Source organism: Desulfonatronovibrio magnus (genome assembly GCF_000934755.1).
Lineage (GTDB): Bacteria > Desulfobacterota > Desulfovibrionia > Desulfovibrionales > Desulfonatronovibrionaceae > Desulfonatronovibrio > Desulfonatronovibrio magnus.
Genome location: NZ_KN882175.1, coordinates 729500 through 752895, shown reverse-complemented (window position 1 = coordinate 752895; position 23396 = coordinate 729500). Strand labels below are relative to the sequence as shown.

17 protein-coding genes are annotated in these 23396 nt (G+C 39.9%); all 17 read left to right on the top strand.

The genetic code is table 11. The features are described 5' to 3' along the window. Positions 1 to 41: 41 nt before the first annotated feature. The 17 genes from LZ23_RS15195 (at position 42) to LZ23_RS15110 (ending at position 23390) form a co-directional block, all read left to right on the top strand. Positions 42 to 1136, top strand: a complete 1095-nt coding sequence (locus tag LZ23_RS15195; protein ID WP_198146007.1) for an ABC transporter ATP-binding protein — start codon at positions 42 to 44, stop codon at positions 1134 to 1136. Next, positions 1129 to 1863, top strand: coding sequence for a TylF/MycF family methyltransferase (locus LZ23_RS15190; RefSeq protein ID WP_045215354.1), 735 nt, complete (start codon positions 1129 to 1131; stop codon positions 1861 to 1863). Before LZ23_RS15195 ends, LZ23_RS15190 begins: the two co-directional genes overlap by 8 nt. 164 nt (positions 1864 to 2027) lie before the next feature. Then, positions 2028 to 2945, top strand: a complete 918-nt coding sequence (locus LZ23_RS15185; RefSeq protein WP_045215353.1) for a glycosyltransferase — start codon at positions 2028 to 2030, stop codon at positions 2943 to 2945. Beyond that, positions 2902 to 3843, top strand: a complete 942-nt coding sequence (locus tag LZ23_RS15180) for a lysophospholipid acyltransferase family protein (RefSeq protein WP_045215352.1) — start codon at positions 2902 to 2904, stop codon at positions 3841 to 3843. Before LZ23_RS15185 ends, LZ23_RS15180 begins: the two co-directional genes overlap by 44 nt. 50 nt (positions 3844 to 3893) lie before the next feature. After that, positions 3894 to 5051 carry a class I SAM-dependent methyltransferase gene (locus LZ23_RS15175; protein ID WP_045215351.1) on the top strand — a complete coding sequence of 386 codons (1158 nt, stop codon included), beginning with the start codon at positions 3894 to 3896 and terminating at the stop codon, positions 5049 to 5051. Positions 5052 to 5308: 257 nt separating this feature from the next. Then, positions 5309 to 6736, top strand: coding sequence for a glycosyltransferase (locus LZ23_RS15170; RefSeq protein ID WP_045215349.1), 1428 nt, complete (start codon positions 5309 to 5311; stop codon positions 6734 to 6736). A 247-nt stretch (positions 6737 to 6983) separates the two neighbouring features. Continuing rightward, the gene (locus LZ23_RS15165) at positions 6984 to 7763 is read left to right on the top strand and encodes a methyltransferase domain-containing protein (protein ID WP_045215347.1); all 780 of its coding nucleotides are present in this window, start codon (positions 6984 to 6986) and stop codon (positions 7761 to 7763) included. 6 nt (positions 7764 to 7769) lie between these two features. After that, positions 7770 to 8528: an FkbM family methyltransferase gene (locus LZ23_RS15160; protein WP_045215346.1), complete on the top strand. Its 759-nt coding sequence runs from the start codon at positions 7770 to 7772 to the stop codon at positions 8526 to 8528. A gap of 267 nt (positions 8529 to 8795) precedes the next feature. Then, on the top strand, positions 8796 to 10160 hold the full coding sequence (locus LZ23_RS15155; RefSeq protein WP_045215344.1) for a DUF2142 domain-containing protein: 1365 nt from the start codon (positions 8796 to 8798) through the stop codon (positions 10158 to 10160). 450 nt (positions 10161 to 10610) lie between these two features. Beyond that, positions 10611 to 11720: a glycosyltransferase gene (locus LZ23_RS15150; protein ID WP_198146006.1), complete on the top strand. Its 1110-nt coding sequence runs from the start codon at positions 10611 to 10613 to the stop codon at positions 11718 to 11720. Between the two features lie 10 nt (positions 11721 to 11730). Next, complete coding sequence (locus LZ23_RS15145) at positions 11731 to 12741, top strand: GNAT family protein (RefSeq protein ID WP_045215341.1); 1011 nt, start codon at positions 11731 to 11733, stop codon at positions 12739 to 12741. Positions 12742 to 12772: 31 nt separating this feature from the next. After that, on the top strand, positions 12773 to 14008 hold the full coding sequence (locus tag LZ23_RS22810; protein WP_198146005.1) for a class I SAM-dependent methyltransferase: 1236 nt from the start codon (positions 12773 to 12775) through the stop codon (positions 14006 to 14008). Then, the gene (locus LZ23_RS15135; RefSeq protein WP_045215340.1) at positions 14005 to 15777 is read left to right on the top strand and encodes a glycosyltransferase; all 1773 of its coding nucleotides are present in this window, start codon (positions 14005 to 14007) and stop codon (positions 15775 to 15777) included. Before LZ23_RS22810 ends, LZ23_RS15135 begins: the two co-directional genes overlap by 4 nt. 1 nt (position 15778) lies before the next feature. Further along, entirely contained in the window at positions 15779 to 18163 is a 2385-nt protein-coding gene (locus LZ23_RS15130; RefSeq protein WP_084591085.1) for a glycosyltransferase family 2 protein, read from the top strand. 2 nt (positions 18164 to 18165) lie between these two features. Further along, positions 18166 to 19479 (top strand): glycosyltransferase family 2 protein, encoded by a 1314-nt coding sequence (locus tag LZ23_RS15125; protein ID WP_045215336.1) that lies wholly within the window; start codon positions 18166 to 18168, stop codon positions 19477 to 19479. 955 nt (positions 19480 to 20434) lie between these two features. Beyond that, on the top strand, positions 20435 to 22168 hold the full coding sequence (locus LZ23_RS15115; RefSeq protein ID WP_045215334.1) for a hypothetical protein: 1734 nt from the start codon (positions 20435 to 20437) through the stop codon (positions 22166 to 22168). Positions 22169 to 22412: 244 nt separating this feature from the next. Beyond that, positions 22413 to 23390, top strand: coding sequence for a glycosyltransferase family 2 protein (locus LZ23_RS15110; protein WP_045215333.1), 978 nt, complete (start codon positions 22413 to 22415; stop codon positions 23388 to 23390). The last annotated feature ends 6 nt before the right edge of the window (positions 23391 to 23396 follow it).

Sequence of the window (23396 nt, the reverse complement as noted above, 5' to 3'; positions counted from 1 at the left end):
AGCCGGTGCATCGTATCCTGGAGGCGATACGCAGGAAGCCCATGCATAAGGCTTTCAGCGCCCTCGAAGAGATAAGCTTTTGCGTTGTCCCCGGCTCAACACTGGGAATAATCGGTGAAAACGGTGCCGGAAAAAGCACCTTGCTAAAGATTCTGGCGAGGACGTTGAATCCTTCAGGTGGAAATATTGAAATTAATGGTCGTGTAGCTGCGCTGCTTGAACTTGGGGCAGGCTTCCATCAAGAGTTGACCGGTCGCCAGAATATCTATCTTAATGCCTCGCTCATGGGCATGACTGAAAAGGAGATCAAATATAGAGAAAAGGACATCATTGGATTTGCTGATATTGGAGAGTTTATTGACCGGCCCATAAAATCCTACTCCTCAGGAATGGTTGTCCGCCTGGGTTTTTCGATTGCTACCAGCGTTGATCCTGATATCCTGGTGGTTGACGAAGCTTTAAGCGTTGGTGATCAGCGGTTCCAGGAAAAATGCATTGAACGAATGCGTGGATTTAGAAAGGCAGGAAAAACTATAATTTTATGCAGTCACAGCATGTACCTGATTAATGAGTTATGTCAGGAAGCAATCTGGATGGAAAAGGGAAAAATTAAGTCCGCTTGCAATGCCAGCAGGATTGTCTCAGATTATTTATCACATATGGAGCAGGCGATCAGTAACATTAGTTGTCATGAATCTTCTATTCAGATTAATGAGGTGCTGATAAAAGATATAGAGACAGAAAGCAATGAAATCAGGGATGTAAATTCAGTTGAACAGTTTTCTTCGTTTACAGTCAATATTCGCACAAAGAGTGTTGTTGACTCATTCAAGGGGCATATTTCGGTTACGTTTGAAGCTGCAGATGACAAGGCAATTTTTTCATCAATCAGTCGAGACAGTGTTCCTGAAGGACTTTTTTTTTCTGATCAGCAGTGTTTCAGGCTGTCTCTGCCGTGCATTGTCCTGCAACAGGGAGTGTTTTGGATAAGGGTCATGATTACTGATGTTAATGCCATGCGTATAGTGCATGAAAAAAGGATGGGACCGGTATCGGTAGTGAGTGAGCGTCCAGAATATGGTATGCTGTGGATGGATCATTACTGGGAAATCAACAAGGATAAACTAAATGAGTGATAACTTCACAAGGCAACTTTACATTGATTTGTTAAAGCGATGTTTGACCAATACGATTTATTTTCGTCCTACTGAAGAAATTGGATATGACTTTCGTGATGAAGGGAAGGACTGGCCTGATGACGCACATACCATGATTGGTTTGAAAAGAATTGACAATATTCAATTTTGCGTGGAAAAGGTGCTTATGGATAATATACCAGGAGATCTCATGGAAACAGGGGTCTGGAAGGGAGGGGCAACTATTTTTATGCGAGGCCTTCTTAAAGCCTATGGTATAACAAACAGGTCTGTATGGGTTGCTGATTCATTTGAAGGCCTTCCACGGCCAGATTTGCATAATTATCCTCATGATCAGGGTATTGATCTTTATCAGTTCAGTGAGTTGGCGGTTTCACTGTCAGAAGTTCAAGATAACTTTGACAGATATGGACTGCTGGATGACCAAGTCAAGTTTGTCAAAGGATGGTTCAAGGACAGTCTGCCACAGGCACCAGTCCAGCAATTGGCTGTACTCCGGTTAGATGGTGATCTTTATGAGTCAACAGTCAATGCTCTGGACAATCTTTACCCTAAATTAACTCCAGGAGGTTTTTTGATTGTGGATGATTATGGAGCTGTAGAGGCCTGCAGTCAGGCAGTACACGACTACCGCCGCAGAAATGGAATAGAAGATGAAATTATACCCGTGGACTGGACAGGCGTGTTCTGGCAAAAAACAAAATGATCCACCTGATCACTGGAGCAGGAGCAAGAGCCTGTCCCCGGTGACCGTGGCAAAAATCAACACAAAATGTCGCTTTATTTTTATAGTATTTGCGAGAATGCACCGAGATTGGTATTTCGAACAAAAATCCTTGAGGGATCAAAAGCAACAGGGAAGGAGTATTTTTGTCTGCGGATGTTCTCATTATTATAGTTTCCTTTAACGGAGAAGAAACCATTGGGCAAACCTTGGGTTCCCTGATTAAGGCTGGTCCGCGGACATTATTCAAAAGCATAGTGATTGACAACGCTTCGCAGGACAAAACCGTCGATATGGCATCACGGCATCCGATCAAGCCCAAAGTTGTAAGTCTAAAAAAAAACAGTGGAGTGGCCGCCGCATATAACCTGGGTCTTGAAATTGCTTTGGAACAAAAAGTCAAATGGATGCTTCTGCTGGATCAGGACAGTCTGTTAACTCCAAAAAGCCTTGATATTTTACTTGGAGCTGCTCACAATCAGCAGGCAGCGGGCAGCAACGCCTGTACGTTTTTCCCTACGCCAAAATGCGCCAGATATCCCTGGGTCGTCCATCATCCATACATTTGGACTGACAATCAGCTGATCGAGGCAAAGTGTGATATTAAAGACAAAAGAATTATTCCCGTAAATTCAAGCATAACTTCAGGTGCTCTTTACAAGCCAGATGCGCTTTATTCTGTGCAAGGGTTTCGGGAAAATTACTTTATTGACTTTGTTGATCATGAATGTCATTTGCGTCTTATGCGGCATGGATACGATATGTGGTGGGTGTGCGAGGCAGAGATTCTGCATAATTTAGGTGCCGCACAAAGATTTGTAAAAAAATCTTTGTGGATCGAGCATGAGCCGTTTCGTTATTATTATATGGCCAGAAACATGACCGAGGGGTACTACCGTCTTGGGGGGGCCAGAGCCTTGCTGGGTTTTTGGAATCATGCCTGGCACCATATGTTGCTTGTAAGGCAGCGAAACTCAGATCCATCCAAGTGCCTAAAATTTTTCATTAAAGGAATTCTACATGCCCTTCAAGGAAAAACTGGTCCATTGGATCCAAGCAGTTGACTATGAGTATCTTCTTCCGGGAATGTCCAGGATGCCCCTGAATATGGGGCTTTTTTTTTCCAATTTAAGGGGGAGGGTGCTTTATCACTACGATTATGACTGGAGAAATCAGGCCTCGGGGGTGCGCTTTGTCAGAAAAGCTACTCATAAAGCCATGAACTGCATTTTTCCTGGAGCAACCCCCCAGCAATTGGATAATCTTACAAAGTCAAGGTTTGTTCACCATTCAAGAGAGGAATTGCAGGCAGGTTTATTTAGCAGAAAGATCATGCAATCAATTTGGAAAAAAAGTGAGGTGCAGGGAATTGATGCAATAAAAAGAAGCAATGACGAAAATCGTGGTGTGGTACTTGTATCATGTCATCTTGACAGCTTCTGTATGGGAATGGTGCTCATGGGCATGCATGGGTTAAATATTAATTGTGTAAATACAGTTAGAATTGAAGATCCTGTCATACATCCTTCAGTACGTCGCTTTTTTCAGTATAAGTATGTAGCAATGGAAAAGCTGATGAATGGCAGGATGAAATACCATGAGACAGATATGGATTATTTTTACGACTCTCTTAAGAACGGAAATAATGTAGTTTTAATGGGCGATATTCCAGGAAAAAAATCCAGTATATTTATTCCTTTGTTTGGCCGTTCTTTCCGCATGCCCCTTGGAGCCTGGTATCTGGCTAAAGAGACCAACAGTCTGCTTGGTGGCTATGTGTGTATTTATCTGGGCTATGGCAGGTACAAGTTGGTATGTTATGAACCTGTAGAGGTTGATTCGGATGATCCATTGGAATCCTTGAAGCCAGTTTATGACTTTCTTGAGAGTTGGATCAGGAAAATGCCTGAAAGGTGGATATGCGCAGATCTTTTAAGCGGCTTTTCAGAGTGGAACAGCTAATCTGCTGATTTTATATCATTTTGTAAAATTTTAAGTTTTAAAAAGTAGTTATGTTAAATGTGTATCAAATTGCTCTTCATGATAACCAGAACTTGAGTCATGAGCAGATTCTGGCTGTGAAAATGGGCAGACCGCCATATGATCTGGAGACTGTTTCAGGCAACCTTACAATCGGACGGTTGTTGCAGGAAACCATATGGAATGAGGCTGTTTTTATTTTTGATCCAGAATTCTGGTATCCTGAGCATTGCTGGCATAGATGGTTTGGAGCAATCCTTGAGAAGTCCATGGATACTATTTCTGTGCCACTGGGCAATCAAAATCCAGCCTGGAGAAATGGTCTTGATGTTCCATTGTATTTTACTGTTTCCGGTCTCCAAAATGCCTCTCTTTTTTGTGCTGAAAATGAATGGATGACGGTCAATATCGAAAGTTCTATTGAACTTTGCGTTGCAGCTGTTCCCAGAAAAGTGCTGAGGCAATTTCCTGGTCATCTAAAGCTTAAAAATATTCCCGGGCTATGTGCCGAGAAGAATGTTGAGTGCCAAATTTTCTGTTGCGGCTGGCTTCACAGCTTTAAATCTCTTGGAGATGCAGGGTGCAGGCATGATCTGATTAGCATGACCGACTGGACGGGTAATGTGCTGGAAGTGGGTTGTGGAGCTGGCTTAATGGCAGCAACCTGTAAAGAACAGAACAGTGGTCTCAGGTGGGTGGGAGTGGAGCAAAGCTATGATATTATTAAGGAGGCATCTCCAAGACTTGATCTAGCTATAAATGCAGATGCTAATTATGCTTTGCCCTTTGGTAAGGACATTCGTTTTGACCGCATCGTATGCGGAGATTTTCTGGAACACCTGCCTTTTCCATGGGTTTTTCTTTCAAGGTTACGAAACTGCGTGGCAGACTCTGGCAGACTAATAGCCTCAGTACCCAATATTGGACACTGGTCCATAGTTAAGGATCTGTTTAAAGGACGTTTTGATGAAGCACCGTCTGGCACTTTGTGCGTGACACATTTGCGTTTCGGAACTAAAAAGTCATGGGAAAAATGGTTTTTGGGCGCAGGATGGAATATTGAGAAAGTTGAAGAAGAACGTCTACCGCTCCCTGTTGAAATAGAGCAAATGATTGAATTTGTCCCTTTTGAAATTGACAGGAATTCACTGGCAACCATACGTTACAGGTTTCTGGCTTCACCAGGATAACTATTTTTCAGGCTGTAAACTCATATTCAGGTTCCTGACATGAAAACAATCTAATACGGGCTGTGCCCACAACCCAATTTAAACAAGAATAGTTAAGTTTGGGGCGATAACCTTACTTTTCAGGCTGCAGGCTGAAGGCTGAAGAATAAGGATCTTGGGCATCATTGCTCTTTCAAGGTTATAAAAATTTCTTGTTTTTTTCTACAGGATTGAAACGTTAAGTTGCTAAATAGCATGCAAGACAATTAATTTTTGATATGATAATTAATCAATATAGAGAAAAGTACTCTGAATACAGAATTAAACACTGGGATAATGTAGCTAAACAATCTACAGCAAGTAAAGGTCGATACTATCATTCCCGCGTTGAAGAAATTTACCGCTTTCTTATTCCGCCAGGTCAGCATGTCCTTGAGCTTGGATGTGGGACAGGAGATCTATTAAGTTCTCTCAGGCCCAGCTACGGGGTCGGAGTGGACTTTTCATCAAATATGCTTTCAATTGCAACGGCAAGACACCCGGAAATTAATTTTATTTGTGCTGACGTGCATGATGTATGTTTTAACACTTCTTTCGATGTGATTGTTCTGAACGATATTCTGAATGATCTTTGGGATGTTCAGCTTCTATTTAAGACCATTTCAAAATTTTCCAACCACAAAACCAGAATAGTAATGAATGTTTTCAGCAGGCTATGGCAGCCTGCTCTGGACTTTGCCAGGAAAAAGGGATGGGCAACCCCTCTTCTCAAACAAAACTGGTTAACTCCTGAGGACCTGCGACATCTTATGCACCTTGAAGGGTTTGAGGTCGTTAAAAAGTTGAGTGATATTGTTGTACCGCTTCCGATTCCACTTATTTCCAGCTTTTGCAATAAGTACCTTGCCAAGCTTTTCCCTTTCAACTTTTTCAATCTCACCCACTTTCTTGTAGCTCGTAAAGTTCCTGATACAAAGACAGGCAGAAGTATGTCTGTAAGCGTGATTGTTCCGGCAAGAAATGAAGCTGGCAACATTGAAGAAATTATCAAAAGAGTGCCGTCAATCGGTTCTTCCACAGAGATTATTTTTGTTGAAGGAGGTTCTACAGATAATACTTGCGAGGCAATAAACAGTGTAATTTTGGAAAATCCAAGCTTAAATATTCGCCTTTATCACCAAACTGGACAAGGCAAGGGCGACGCAGTTCGCCTTGGTTTCAGCAAGGCTGCGGGCGATGTTCTGATGATCCTTGATGCTGACATGACTGTTCCGCCTGAAGATTTATTAAGGTTTTATCAAGCGCTGGCAGATGGTAGAGGGGAGTTTATAAATGGTGTAAGATTAGTTTACCCAATGCAAGATCAGGCCATGAGGTTTTTTAATCTTATTGGGAACAAGTTTTTCAGCCTTGCATTTTCCTGGCTTCTTGGCCAGCCTGTAAAGGATACTCTGTGCGGCACCAAGGTTTTGACTAATCGCAGCTACAGATCAATTGCAGCAAATCGTTCTTTTTTTGGAGATTTCGATCCTTTTGGAGATTTTGATCTTCTTTTTGGCGCTGCTAAGCAAAACCTTAAAATTGTTGACCTTCCAGTACGTTACCATGAGAGAACTTACGGAGAAACCAATATTCAAAGGTGGAGACATGGTGTTATGCTATTGAGGATGGTATTATTTGCTGCAAGGCGAATTAAATTTATCTGATTTAGAAAAAAGGTAACATTACAGCTGCACCCATACGTTAATTTGCTGGAGAGCATTGCGAGTTTCTGAAAATTGTAAAAATTGAATTGTATGTGACAGTTATTTTGGGGATAAAACCCTATTGCGATGGTTTTGAAAGGGGACTGTTCCAAATTTCCATAAAAAAGACTCATTTCAGTTAATCGCTGGTCTGGTTCCGGACCGCCCTGATCAGGCACTTGTAGTAAAAGATGGCATAAGTCTTTACATGAAAACAAAAATATTATCGTTTTTGAAAGATCCAAGATTGCAGGAAATAGAAGTAGATGATCCCTTGTATCATGAATATTGTAAGGAAATACTTTTCAGCAAACCATATTTAAAAGCTGTGTACACAAGGTGGTATGAAATCATACTGTCACAGATGATAAATAAAAACGGAATCGTACTTGAGCTTGGTTCCGGCTGTGGTTTTTTTGAAGAGTTTTTTCCAGATATAATACTCAGCGATATAATGCCTGTCAAAAACAGCAGTCTGAGCTGTGACGCTTGTAAGCTGCCATTTAAATGCAACTCTATTGATAGCATCACTATGGTAAATGTTTTCCATCATATACCAGATGTTTTTGTTTTTTTAAAGCAGGCTGTAAAATGTCTTAGGCAACATGGTCAGATTATCATGGTTGAGCCCTGGGTCAGTCCCTTTAGCAGGGTAATTTATTCTTCTATTCATCATGAGCCTTTCGACCCAGGATCAAAAACCTGGGAGATTTCAAAAGGGGGCCCCTTATCGGGTGCTAATCAGGCTTTACCCTGGATAGTTTTTCAAAGAGATCGGAAAAAATTTGAAAGTTTTTTCCCAGAGTTGGCAATTCATAAAATAATTCCTGAATTAAATTTCAGATACCTACTTTCCGGAGGGTTAAGTTTCAGGTGTTTCTTTCCTTTCTGGACCAGTTCAGTATTTTATGCTCTGGAAAAGAAAGTAGAAAAGTTTTTAGTTCAAAAGTTATCATTATTTGCATGCATTGTTCTTCAAAAAAGATAGATCACTATGAAATTGGATTTTAATCCTACTACTTACCTTGCAGGGCTTGGCTCTCGATTGTATAGTATAAATTACCCATTATACAAGAAAGTCTATTTTTTTTACAAAAAGATGACAGATAAAGAAATTTTATCTTTTTTAAAGTCTTATGTCAAAAAAGGTATGGTAGTTTTAGATGTCGGAGCAAATATTGGTTTTTATTCTGTTTATTTGGCCCGTCTTGTAGGCATAAATGGCAGAGTGCACTCATTCGAACCGTGCAGGGATACATTTAAAAGATTAGTGCAGTCTACCAGTATGTATCCCCAGGTAGTTTTAAACCAAACTGGAATTATGGATTCTGCAGGTGAGGCTTTTCTGAACTTTTCTGCTGCAGGTAACGTAGACAATTGGCTTGAAAAAAAAGATAGTCTTGCAAATTCAAAAAGTACAATATCCACAATAACGCTGGATCAGTATTGTCAAAAAATGAAGCTTGAGGTCGATCTGGTCAAGATGGACATTCAAGGTGCTGAGCTTATGGCCTTGCAAGGTTTTAGTGAGTCATTAAAATTAATGGATAATATCGTTATTTTGATGGAGTTGTGGCCATACGGGTTAAGAAGGTCAGGGGCCAGCATTAAGGAATTGTTTGCTTTTTTGGAAGAAAACAATCTCAAAATGAGCAGTTTAAGTGGACAAAAGTTAAAAAGTTTTGATCTATATAACTATAATCCTGATAACTATATCAATGTGCTGACTATGAAGGGGCGGTATTGCACATAGGGGAGCATTACGCGTTTCTGACAACCTGATAGGGGACAGTCCCGAAGCCAGGGACAGTCCCCGTGCCAAGCCATGATAAACCGCTTTTAACCCCAAAAAAGCCTGTGACAAACACATCAATTTTTTCAGTTGTCAGAAACGCGTAATGCTCCCGCACATAGTTAAAAGTACAGGCATACGTAAAATTATATGTTCGTTAATGATTTTTTTTAATCCCTCAGTTTCATGGCGTCCTTATCATAATTAAAATAAATGTTACTTTAAGAAGTGCCAAATAAATATATTAAAATTTCTATTTTTCTGGTTCTGCTGTTTGGACTGGCCTATGCTGTTACAATACCTCCCTTTCAAGCTCCAGATGAGCCTGCACACTTTGCCCGGGCTTACGGGATAGCAGAGGGTCAGTTTGTTCTTAAGGATCATCCTCGAGAACTTGTTGAAATCATAATGGATTTTCTTGGACTATATTATGATATAGATCAACATGTAATGTTCTCGGAAATAAATGATCTTTTGCGAGAGTCCGGGGATAGAATTCCAAATATTGCTTATAATACTTCGCAGTATTCATTTATACCATATCTTCCTCATGCTGTTTTATTGAAATTAACTGAACTTTTTGTTGGAGAATCTTCGGGTATATTGCTGGGTCTATACCTCACAAGAATTATAAATGTTTTTTTTTACTGTCTTGTATTTACTTCAGCCATCAGGGTTGTACCAAATATGTCTCTGATTATTTTTTGGGTTATGGCTACCCCTATGGCTGTTTCCCAGGGAGCAATATTCAGTACTGATATTATCGTATACAGTTCCGGGCTGCTGCTGCTTTGCCTGGGCTGGTCCAACTTGAGTCTCAGACATTATATACCTCTTGCTTTTTTTTCGGTTTTTTTTCTGCTGGCGAGCAAACCACCTTACGCTTTTCTGCTTTTAATCGCACTTGTGAGTGCTTTAGTTCAAAAGCAAGATCGTCTGCTCAGAATGTTATCTATATTTACTGCAGCTTCTCTCGCTATAGCTACAGGGCTTTTGTGGAAAGAGGCTGTGGTCCAGCATGGAATTTTAGAACATACAATGAAATATATTCAACTGTACAGATCGCCAGATATTTCACCTGCTGACCAGTTTAAGTATGTGCTAAGCAATCCGAGTGCTTTCATTCAGGCAATTAATAATACATTTGTGAGCGACGGATGGAACCTTTTTCATCAGATGGTTGGGGTTTTAGGATGGCAGGACCTGCCGCTGCCACGTTGGGTTGTTTTTTTCTGGGCTATAATGCTTTTCCCTGTGCTGTTTGTTTCTCTTGGTCCTGCTAATGATTTTGCAGAAAAATCTCATTTTGTTGGGATCAGCTGTTTGATTTCAGCCGTTCTAACAACTTCAGCAATACTTTTAGCTTTATACCTTACCTGGATGCCCGTGGGAGCCCAGGCGATTTCTGCTCAGGGCAGATATTTCCATCTACCAGTACTCTCTGCCTTAGGCGGCGTGTTGTTGCTTGCGAGCAGGTTTACTCCAGTAGAGCCGCCCGGCCGAAACACGATGTCCTTTCTGCTTTGCACCGGGACAACCCTGGTCCATATTGCAGGGTTGATAGCAATAATCAATCGATATTGGTCTGTTTGACTTTGAGATGGGAGTATTAAGTGTTTCCAAAAAACATAAAGATGGAGGTTACTATTCACCATGCTGCGAGGTTAACCTGCATCCTGATTTGTTTTATTATTGCTGCAAATTCCCAGTATGATCCCGTAAGTCAAAATCATTAATTGTTTCGTACAGCCCAAAGATCTTCTCTGTCCATGTTTTTGACTAACGGGCTCAGGGCTGGTCAAACAAGCAGCAATGGCGAGAGCAATCAGGATGCAGGCTTTATCTGAAAGTAGGATAATGTGGTGAACAGATGCAAATGTGTTGTTTGTTATAGCTGTTTTGGAGTTAAATCTTTTTTTTAGCGGCTTGGCACGGGGACTTTCCCGGCTTCGGGACTGTCTCCTATCGATTTTTCAGAAACGCGTAATGCTCGCCTTTGAGATTATCTATAAGTGTAAAACGTTTGTTTTGACATTCACTAATATGGAAAAAAAAGTTATCACTGCCGCAGTTATCGTAAACTACTTTTCTGCAAAGTTTACAGTGGAAGCAGCAAGGTCTGTTCTCAGCTCACAATCTTCTGGCTCATTAAAAGTGATTGTGGTGGACAATAGCTGTGATAAGAATGAAAGAGAATACTTGACAGCACATCTGCCTGAGAAGGCTTCTCTTATATTAAATGATGAAAACTCTGGTTTTGGCAGGGCATGCAATTATGTTTTTGAAAACACAGACAGTGACTTCTTTTTGTTGTTGAACCCGGATGCCCTGTTGGTTGGTGATTCTCTAATACTATTGGAAGAGACATTGATGTGCAATGAAAGTGCAGGAGCAGTCACCCCTCAAGCGTTCTGGGATGAACGGATGATTTTTTTTATACCTCCAGCTCACGATCCGCTGTTGTTTTTTATTCAGCCGGAAATGCTGCATTTTGGTTCAGGTACCAATTTTTATTCGTTGCTGGCTAAGCTTTGGAGAAGGTACAGCATAAAAGTCTGGACTGCCTCCAAAACATTGCAGGTTAAAAACATATGCGGTGGGCATGTGTTATTAAAAAGGGATGCAGTGTTAAAGGCAGGCGGACTTTTCGATCCAGCCTTTTTCATGTACTTTGAAGATACTGACCTGTTTTTGCGTTTACGTATGTCTGGCTATAAACTTTTATTAAACCCTCGATCAAAGGCTATTCACCATTATGATCAGTGTGATCCGGGAGGGCGAAAAAGAAAAAGCAGTTACATGCTCCAGTCTCATAAACAGTTTATTGATAAGCATGACTGCTTTAAAATATTTTTGCAGAGGAAGTTTGTAAGAGCTGCATCCAGGTTAAATATTGGAATCAGACCTGAAAAATTAATCTCTGTAAGCTCTCCATTAAAAATTCCAGCTCCAGAAAGTGCGCATCAGAAATTGTTGCTGGAGTGGAGCCCTAATAGAGATTTTATACCATCTATTGGCTGTTTTTGGGACGGATCATCCGTTTTTCAAGATAATGACCTGGGAAAACTTGCTCCAGGAACATATTATTTCAGGTATGGGGAGCTTGGAAGTCTGCGACTTCCAGAAAACATTTTCATGTGGATAAAAGAGTGATTATATTGCTATGCAATGCTTTAAAGTTCGAAACTACCAGAATGGAGACGAACATAAAATTCTTGAAATGTTCAACGAGGTCTTTAATCAGAATCGCAGCATTAATCACTGGTACTGGAAGTACAGAGATCACCCGGGGGGAGGAGGCGCCATCAGTATGGCTGTGGCGGAAGGCGGACGTATTGCTGCGCACTACGGGGGATATCCTGTAGATATTACCAACTTTGCAGGTGAAGATTTTCCTGCAGAATTTCGAACTTTTCATCTCGGGGATAAGATGAGCAGGCCTGAATTCAGGGGTGCAGGTTTCAGGAAGAAAACACCCCTGGCCAGAGCATTTTATCATTTTCGTAAGACCCATGCCGCGGATGTTTTTTTTGGCTATGGGTTCGGAACAGGTCACAGCCTTAGAATAGGAAAGCTGCTTTTTAATTATATGGATGTTGAGCCTGTTGCCTATAGAATTATGGATTTTATGGCGTATCGCCAGAACATTTTAAGAAAATTAAAGCGCAGCTTTACACGTTTTTCAATTGAAGAAGTGCACGAAGTTGATGAAAGCTGGACAGATTTTTTTTACAGGGTTGGACCTCACTATAATGCCCTGACTACCCGAAATGCTGAATACATTCGATGGAGATATCTTGAAAGACCAGATAAGAAATATCTTTTAATTGGCATAAGGCACTGTTCAGAGCTTGTAGGCTGGTCTGTTTTTTTTAGAAATTCAGACCGGATTGAATGGGTGGACAGCCTTTTTGATCCAATGTACATTAAGCATCTTTACAGCATGCTGGATTATTTAAAAAATCACAGCTTGGCCGGAGGATGCAGTAAGATCTGCTGCTGGTTTCCCGGGCGTCCGAACTGGTGGGATTCTGCTTTAAGAGAAATAGGATTTATCACAAAGCAGGAGCCAGACTGTCTGCATCTGACAGGCCCTCTTTTCTCTGAGACAGATTCTGAGCTTTTTTTAAGAAACAACTTTTACTATGCAATGGGAGACAGTGATCTGTATTAATACTTCTTGATACAGATGATGCTAAATGACAATGAAAAGTACTATTTGGAGTTCTATCAGGCACTACTTGTTCAGATGTCTGCAAAAAAAAAATGGCTGTGAACACAGCTCTGAGAAATTAAAAAATGACTCGTCTTTTGATCCGGTTATATATTCCCTGGAGTCTCCCAAATTTCACAAGTTTGTTTTGAATGGGAGCAATTTGTTTAAAGGGTGGGTTTTTTACTTCGGAGATAAAAAAGTTAATCAAATTTATGTTTATGCTGATGCGAAACCCCTTGGATCATGCGAGGTCAATCTGGCGAGGTATGACGTAGCAACACATGTACCATCGCTGCCTGCAGTAGAGAATTGTGGATTTGAAATTTCTGTAGAATGCAAAGAAAGCTATAAAAAGATTATTTTTTATATCAAGTATCATGATAATACCAAAGAATTGTTTTTTGAGTATGACGTTCAATTCATCAAACGTATGTCTTATGAAATGAGCATATGTTCAAATAATTTAGATAAACTGAAAATGCCGGATGGTCCAACGGTCAAGCTGACCCAGGGACATGACAATGTAGAAGAATATTTCAACAGCATTTTGCCTTCAGTACTGGCTATAAAAGACTATCTGTCATTTTCCGGGGTCGGCATTGAAAAGGCGAATAATTTGCTGGACTTTGGCTGCGGCTCTGGTCGGATACTCAAAGGATGGTATGCTTGTCACCCTGAGATTAACCTTTATGGCTGTGATTATAATTCACACCTGGTAAAGTGGATTAAAAATAATCTTCCTGAAAGGATTTCTGTTTTCGAGAATGACCTTACTCCTCCCTTGGATTGCCCTTCAAGTAATTTTGATTTAATTTATCTCATCTCAGTATTTACTCACCTGACCCTGGATAACCAAAAAAGATGGATTAAAGAGTTTGAAAGAATATTGAGACCTGACGGCATATTGCTTGTTTCGCTTCATGGGGAATTTTATGTTAGAAATGCCTTTTTCCATCATCCTGAAAAGCTTCAACTATTCCGTGATCAGGGGTTCACGACAACCAATAATGAAGGTTTAGAAGGTTCAAACAGCTTTGGAACTTTTCACAGTCTTTCCTTTGCTGTTCAACTTTTTGAAAAATTTGAACTACTGGGTTTTTTTCCGCAAGGCAACCTGCCTGACAGGCGAAGAGTTTTTCATGTAGCCCTTTCTCAGGATATATATGTTTTCAAACTCAAAAAAAACAGCAGTATTCAGCATAATATGGTTGCAGAACAGGCATGACCCAGGAAACTGATTTGATTCCATACCGTTCATCTCACTTGCCTTCCGGCCCCTGGCTGGTATTTGCCCCTCACCCTGACGATGAAGTTATAGGCATGGGCGGTACCATTGCTCTGGGAGTCAAGCAGAGCATTGCTATTGAAGTTGTTGTAGTGACTGACGGTCAAGAAGCGGGCCAATCGCGGGAAAGGAGGAGTGAAGCTCTTGATGCCGGAGATGTAATAGGTGTCAGCAAGTATCATTTCTGGGATTTGCCTGACAGACAACTTCAATTTTCTGCAATACCAGGCAAACATCTGGAGTCCATTATTACCAGATTGTCGCCTCAGACAATATTTTTGCCTGGCATTCAAGAGTTTCATCCGGATCACCGTGCCTGTACTTTTCAGGTTTTGAAATTTCTTGAGGATTCAACTTTCCATGGTAAAGTATGGCTTTATGAGATCAGTCGACAAAATGAAGCTAACCGATTAGTTGACATAACAGGGGTTATTGAACAAAAAAAGCAGGCCATTCAGTGTTTTGAAAGTCAGTTAGCTCAGAACGATTATCTGAACATTGCAATGTCTTTAAATAAAGCAAGATCTTATACACTGCCAGCAAATATCGGGTTTGCTGAGGGATTCTGGGAAGGAGATTCAAGAGGAAAATATCAGGCAGCCTATGGACAGCTTAAAAGGCTTAATCATTTCTATATGAAGGGACGAAAAATAAATAATTTTCTTGTATCCGTGGTTGTGAGAACAAAAAATCGCCTTGACCTGCTTGAAGAAGCATTGGAGAGCATTGCCTTTCAAACCTATCGTCCCATAGAGGCTATTATTGTAAATGATGGGGGCGTTCCAGTACCTGTTGGAAAATTGAAATCACTTTTTTCAGATATTATCATAAAATACAAAGACCATAAGATATCACAGGGCAGGTCCGAGGCTGCCAACACTGGGATAAAAGAGGCATCAGGAGAGTTTATATTGTTTCTCGATGATGATGACTTGTTTTATCCAGAGTGTGTGAAGACCCTGGTAGATAATGCCAGTCAAAATTGTTTTTCACACGCGAAAGGAAAGTGTGTCCGCTATAATGCTGAAAAAAGTGCAGTTGATGAAGATTATGTGATTATAGGGCGGCCTGTAAAGCTGGGACGTTTAGTACTTGAGAACTGCATCCCCTTTAATACCGCGTGTTTTCATCGGAGCATGCTGGAACAGGTGGGGCCCCTTGATAAGGAGCTTGAAATATTCGAAGACTGGGACTTAATGATTCGAGTTGCCGGCAAATTCAGGTCTATCTTTGTAGACAGACTTGTTTCTGAATACAGGGTTTTTGATAATGCCACGATTACAGGCAAGGGTGGTGATGAAAAACACCTCATGTATCGTAAATTGATTCTGAGCAAATATCTGGACCTGATTGAAGCTGGAGACATACTGGCATTTAACCAGAGCAGCATTGACAAGGTTGTCCTGGAAAAGGAAAAACTAATTTTTAAGCTTCGTGAAAAGTTGAACTTGCTTAGCAATGATCTTGGTGAAGGGGTTAGCAGCAAGGAAGTACTTGAATCGGAATACTTAAAAGCTAAAGCATATGTCGGGGATCTCCTTGTTGAAATGGAGCGTCTTAGATCTGAAGCAGATGGTCTTAGATCTCAAGTAGAAAAGAGGGACAACAACATCGCAATTCTTGAAGACTGCAACAAAGCCTTGCAGTCCAGCATCTCCTGGAAAATCACTAAACCATTGCGTATCTTCAAAGCGCTTTTATTTAAGTAATATGAATAATAGTCACAATTCTTTTTTCCCCTATGTAAAGGTAATGATTCTGAACTATAATGGAGTGAATCACCTTGACAGGTGCTTGGCATCCCTTGGAAAGACGGATTATCCTGATTTTTCAATTCAGGTCATTGATAATGCGTCAGATGATGAAAGTGTCGGTCTCATCAGATCCAGCTATCCTCATGTTGAAGTCATGGAAAACAAGGCCAATCTGGGATATGGAATGGCTTATGATAAAGCCATCAGAATGTACGAGGGTGAGTACTTTGTGCTTCTAAACAATGATACAGAGGTTGATCCGGGGTGGCTTAAGCCTCTGGTCATGAGGATGCGGCTGGATGACAGCCTGGCCGCGGTTTCCTCCAGGCTCTTTTTTCAAGAGCATCCCAATGTCGTAAACCATGCTGGCGGAGGGATGAACTATATCGGGATAGCGTATGATATAGGCATTTTTGAGCCTGAACAGGACTGTCCTTCAGAGTCTGTGAGAAGAGTTCTCTTTCCATCAGGAGCAGCCTGCCTTATGAGAAAGAGCGCTTATTGTGATGCGGGTGGATTTGATAGGAAGATGTTTATGTACCACGAAGATGTTGATCTTGGATGGAGATTAAACATTAAGGGATATAAAGTTGAATGTTTGCCCCAGTCTAAGGTATACCATGCCTTTGGGGGCTCATCATTAGAAGAAAAGGGCATGTCTTTCAGGAATAATCTCGGATATAGACATGCCATGAGAAGCCTTATGAAGAACTATGGTCTGTCTGAGCTTTTCAGGTCTTTGCCACTATTAATCTCACTTGGAGCAAGATCCAGGTTTCGCGATGGTTCCATTGATTTTGAAAAGTGCCTGCTTTGGAACTTGAGGCATTTACCAACAACATTTCTGGAAAGGTCTCGAATTCAGAAACAAAGAAAAAAAACAGATGAGCAACTTAAATCCCTGATCTGGCCTTACCTGAGCATTCCTGCTTTTTTTCCAGACTATACATTACAGACCTTGGACACATTTCAGAACTCTCAGACTCAGAAGAACCCTTCTATTGAGATTGGCGCACAAAGCCCTGCCTGTCTTGGATATGGCTGGCATGGAAGGGAACGAATGGAATTCCTGAACGCTAGCTGCAGGTGGACAAAAAGTGAGGCAGTTCTTTTTCTGCATTCAGAATCAGCAAGGTCAGGAATTGTTTTACAGGTTGCTGCTCTTGCAGGTACTCTTGGCAGGAAAAGGCAGTTTGATTTTACTATCAATGGGGTGGATGCCGGATCTGAGATAATCGAATCGGATGATATTCAATATATTGAGCTTGAATATGCGGGAGGTCCCGGGGCAATTGAGCTCAAAATCGTCTGCAGGGATACATGGGTTCCTCACAAGGTCTTCAGGAACAATGATCATAGAGTGATGGGGATAGGAGTGGCAAGGGCATCAATTTGTCCATTGTCAACTGATCATCGTCCTTTTGATGGAATATCACTGATAATCCCGACATACAACAGGATAAGCAAGCTGGTCAGAGTTCTGGAGGCTCTTGAGGGTCAGACCCTTTCAAGAGAAAAGTTTGAGGTGATAGTGGTTGATGATGGCTCAACCGATTCTACTGCCCAGGAAGTTGGAAGGTTTGCTGAAAAAACCCAGATTAACCTGAAGTACCTTCGTCAGAAAAATATGAAGCAGGGAGCAGCAAGGAACAATGGGCTGAGAAAAGCAGTGATGCCCCTTGTGGCCTTTATTGGTGACGATATAATTCCTGCTTCAAATTTTTTAGAAAAGCATCTCAAAAGGCATAATCAGGAAAATTGCCACGGTAAGCTCGTTGTGATCGGCCATACCATGTGGCCGGAACATGTCAGAGTAACTCCTTTTATGCATTTTGTTCATGAATACGGTTACCAGTTTGGCTTTTCCATTATGGAGGACGGTGGCAACCTGCCATTCAATTTTTTCTATACATCCAATATATCTCTAAGCAGAGACTTTCTCGAACAACAGGAAAAAGTTTTTTGTGAAGACTTCGGAAAATTTGGCTGGGAGGATATCGAGCTGGGCTTCAGGTTGCAGGAAAATGGCATGAGGCTTTGCTTTGAGCCAGGAGCAACCGCCTGTCATGACCATCCTGTAACAGTCAGGGACTCCTGCAGGAGGCAGCTTGATCTTGGTAGAACATCCAGAACTTTTCTTAAGAAGCATCCTCAACTAAAATCTTTTCTGGGTAATGAACAATATCTTGAGAAATGCTCGACCTTACGCCTGCCTGCAATGCTCTTATCTTATGTAGTAGATTTTCTCGACCAGAAGAAAGTAAAACTGCCCGGCATACTCTATAAGTTTATTCTGCATACTCACTATTGTGCAGGGGCTGTGATCTGGAACGAGGATTAATTATGAAGGTCAGTTTAATTATTGTAAACTTTAACGGGTCAAACCACCTGCAAAAACTTTTCAAGTCAATCAGCGATTTGGATTATCCGCAAAATGATCTTGAAGTGTTTTTTTTTGATAATGGCTCAACTGATGACTCTGTCAAATCTGCAAAAATTTTCTATCCATGCGTTAAAATAATTCAGAATGATAAGAACAGCGGGTTTGCCGCTCCACACCGAATTGTAGCTCAGAAGGCTGAAGGAGAAGTGCTGGCTTTTCTTAACAATGACATGCGCGTCGATCCTGGATGGATAAAAGAGGGACTCTCTTATTTAAACCCGGAGCAGGGTGAGGTGTGTGCCTCTTCAAAAATTTATGCCTGGAATGGAAAAAGCCTGGACTTTAATGGTGGGTCATTACAATACCTTGGCTATGCTGATCAGTATAACAATGACAAAATCAAGGATGGAGAACATATTCTTTTTCCCTGTGGCGGAGCCATGTTTATCTTCAGAGATGTATTCCTTGAAGCCGGGTGTTTTGATGATGACTATTTTGCAATTTTTGAGGATGTAGACCTTGGCTGGAGACTTTGGCTTATGGGCTATAAGGTTGTAATGGCTGGAAAATCTCAGGTCTACCACAAGGGACATGCCACATTAGATTCGCGCAATGATTCAAAAAAAAGATACCTGATGCATAAAAACGCTCTGGTGACAATTATTAAAAACTACGATGACAGTAACCTGAAAAAAGTTCTTCCCATTGCCTTCACACTTGCACTTAAGAGAGCTTTACTTTTTATGAAAGTTGAGAAGAGAGATTTTTATTTTTGGGAGGAACGAAAAAAATCTGGCATTGATGCTACCAGTGGTATAGAAGGTTTGCTGCATTTAGTTGTGCTGGATGATGTGCTGAATGAATTTGAAAGCATCATGAAAAAAAGAGTCGCTGTCCAGGAAAAAAGAGAAGTCACAGATGAAAAAATTCTGGAACTTTTTGGTGATCCCTTGAGAAATATTATGTGTTTTAAAGAGTACTTGTATCAGGAAAGTTCCATGGTTAACTTTTTTCATCTGGATGAGCTTTTTAAAGGCCAGGAAGAAATTAAATCTCGATTAGACTATGGTGCTGATTCAGTTAGAAAGGAGTTGAGCAAAATGCGAGGAGAGATGGTAAGACTGAGGCTGATGGATTCCAGAATGGGGAGGACAGATCAGCGCCTGGATTCCCTGGTGCAGAGGTTTGTTGAGAAAAAAAGGGCTGACGGTCTTTTTCCAGCTATCAGCAAATCACTTTGTTATTGCGTGGAGAAATTTAAATCAAAGTTTTAGCTGCCATTTAGTCGTGGCTTTTTTAGACCTCATGGATTGACATCACACCGTCAATCCATGCAGTCTGAAAGCTGAAACAATATTTGTGCCAACCATATCAGTGACTTACCCGTTGATTGATGCAAGATAAACAACGATGGGCATTGGGACTGTCCCCCGCTGGGATCTAATTCTCGGTACATACCTTTTTCCCTCGCAAGCATCAATTTCGGCATATCGAAATGTGAGTTGCGGGGACTGTCCCAGTTGTGGTTACGTATTCTTTTCTTGCTACTTGGGTTGCGGGCAAAGCTTGTGTTAGTATAGAAAATAACTGGATTCCGGCTTTCGCCAGAATGACGAATGAAAACAGGTTGTTGCATTGTGATGTCATACCGGCGGAAGCCGGTATCCAGTAATACTGCCCTGTGTTATGGAGAAGTTACGCATAAAAAGACTTAATAAAACAAGGCTGTGAGTGCCAGCCTCCCTGCCACATGCAAAGGTCTAAACTGCTGCTTACATTGAAAGTTTTGGGTGCCAGCAAGGCAAAAAGCATGCACTTCGGAATTAATTTTATCATTAGATAGAATCACATTTTACAGCTATACTTTATAAATGGGGTATCCACTTCGCTAACCCTGTGACATAATCACCTTTTGTGGGCAAAATACTAAACAGTTTTTAACAATAAAATCAAGACACTAGAAGCAAGGGTGGCGATCTGCCTACCTGGTGCATTCGTTTGTCACTAATTCAGACCGTAACTCTGCCAGTGTATGCTCTGCCTGTCGATCTGCCTGCCGACAAGCAAGCCGGGGTTAGCGAAGTGGATACCCCATTTTTTATAATTTTCATTATCGATAATTTTATTCAGACTGTTATCTTTTACACATAAAAACACGAATTCTTTTTCTTGTTTAAAGATCATGTCTCAAGAGTTTGTATAGGAATTAGAGAGGGGAATGTTATAATAATGCGTATTGCTAAAATTTTTGCTTGGATTTCTTTGTCAGTTGCTCCATTTTTGTTTATGGTTTATCAGTATAAGTGGTTGAGTGATCTTCCATTTTATGATTATTGGCATGGCAACTATATTGGAAGTATTTTTCTGTCTGATAATCTTATCAATTTTTTATCAGGCTTACTGCATCGATCCAACGAACATATAATCGTTGTCCCTAAGCTATTTTATCACCTGAATTTCCTTCTTTTTAGTGGAAGTAACTATGGAATGTATGCACTTAACCTTATACTAAACTGTTTTACTGTATTAGTATTTTTCTTGTTAATAAAGGAAATGAAATTATGTAAGCAAGATTTAGTGATTGCCCTGCCCGTGCTATCATTTGTGTTTTTCTCTCCTACTGCAGGTCATAACTGGTTTCTTGCTTTTAGTGGAAATCACTGGTTCATGGCAAACCTTTTTTTCCTGACATCCCTTTTTTTCCTGATAAAATTTATTAAAGACTATCATATATTCAACTACTTCTTAAGTGTTTTTTTTGTTTTTATGTCAGTGCTAACGTATTCAACAGGACTTATGGGGCTTATTGCTATTGCAATTGTCTTTCTGCCTGTGGCTCTAAACAACAGAAAGAGTATTTCGTATTTCTGCGGATACATATGTTTTTCGGTGGTAGTCTTTTCAATTATTTTTATTACTTATACTAAGCCAGCACATCATCCAAGTTTTTCTATTGATGTCTTTGTTATTTCAAATATTATATTTTCATTTATTGGTAATCCTTTCACTAATAATCATAATTACGTTTTAGTCATAGGCAAAGTAGGTTTTTTATTTTTATGTATTGCTACAATAATTTTTTTTAAATATGCTTTTATAAAGCATAAGATCGAAGATTATACGCCACTTTCTATAGGTTGGGCTGTTTGCTTATACTCTTTTTTAAATGCATTGTTGGCAGCAATAAGTAGAGGTGGATTTGGTAATGAATTATACGGTATGGCTAATCGATACATGAATCTCTCTGTATTTTTCTGGTTAGGCTTGCTCCTTTTTTTCTACTGTTACATTTTCAATTTTATAAAAATTAACTCAAGAGTTTATTTATATATTTCTAAATTTGTTTTTATAGTCATTATATCAATGACCCTGTGTATATATTATAAGCATGGATTAGACATTTCCATAAGATATGAAACTCAGGCTAGGCATAGTATATATGCTAAAATGGCTCTTCATCTCGATATATATGATGAAGAAATTGAGAATAAGTTTATTTTTTCTTCATTCACAGAACCAATTAGGCATATATTAAAAAGTAAAAGCCACGTTCCTTTTAATGAAAATTTTTTTGATAAATTTGAACTTGATCACAATATTATGTTAAATACCAATGCAGTAGAACAGGATATAAAAGAATATAAATATTATATAGACAGAGTGGTCTCTTTGAATGATGACTGGAAACGCATTCAAGGTTGGGTTGTTTCTTTAAAAAATATCAATCTAGAGCTCAACAGGCTATACGCTTATAATTCAAGCGATAACTTGATAGGAATTGGAGCAGTTAACTTGCTGAGGGACGATGTAAAGAAGGTGTTTGGCTTCAGTAATGCCCGTTATTCTGGATTCATTATCTATGTAAATACAAATAAGTTATGTGATATAATGTCTATATATATTAAAGCTGATGATAAGCATAATGTATTTTTAACTGAATTAATTTTAATAGATAAATTATAGTAAAAGTATACTATAAGTCAACGTATGATTTGACTGCAAAAACATATTTAACAGTCAAAGGAGGCAAGAGACAGTGATCAGAAGTCATTAATAGCAAGGAGTCATGTTAATTTTCAACTGATCAAATTTTTACCAAGCTTCTTGCATTAAAATACTGTAACATGAGGTTGATGTAATTTATGACATTTAAATTTTCTGATGTAAATATTAATTTATATATTTGAACTTATAAGGAGTTTTTTTCATGAATTCATGTAAGAATAAGTGTATAAGTTTTGTAATTCCAGTTAAAGATGAGCAAGACACCTTAAATGAATTAGCTCTGTCAATTATACATGAAGTTCAAAATATGGAAGGATTGTATGCGCCTGAAATTATATTTGTAGATGATGGGAGCAAAGATAATAGTTGGGAGATTATGAAAAATCTCTCAACTACTTATAAAGATAAAGTCTTCGCAATAAAGCTTCGAAAAAATTTTGGAAAGGCTACAGCTTTAGAAATTGGATTTTCTCGTGCTTCAGGAGAAATTGTGTTTACGATGGATGCAGATCTTCAGGATGACCCAAGCGAAATTTCCAGATTCTTAGCTGAGCTTGAACAAGGATTTGATATGGTTTCAGGTTGGAAGCGGCGACGAAATGATCCTTTTTCTAAAACAATTCCCTCCTTGCTCTTTAACAAAGTTACTTCTTTCGCAACTGGGATACCTTTGCACGACTTTAATTGTGGGTTTAAGGCATATCGTAAGGAAGTCATCGAGGCTATCAAGCTATATGGTGAACTGCACAGATATATTCCAGTTTTGGCTCATGATTATGGTTTCAGGGTCAGTGAAATTGAAGTAAAGCATCACCCTCGCAAGCATGGCATTTCCAAATATGGAATCAACAGGTATTTGAGAGGGCTTGTTGATCTTTTTACCGTACTTGCCACTACTCGTTGGTTGAGAAAACCGGGTCATCTATTTGGTGGTGTAGGGATTGTTTCTGGTATCATCGGAACAGGAATACTGATGTATTTAACTGTTTTGTGGTTTATTGGTTTGGGGCCTATTGGAGTGAGACCATTATTCTTTTTGGGCATTTTGCTTTGCATCCTTTCTGTTCAAATGATTTCCTTAGGTATTATTGCTGAATTTTTTATAAAGACATCAAGTGCTATAGAAACTAGGAAATTTATTTCTGAAGAAACCATCGGAAACAAAGAAACCAAGATTTAAGGTTAA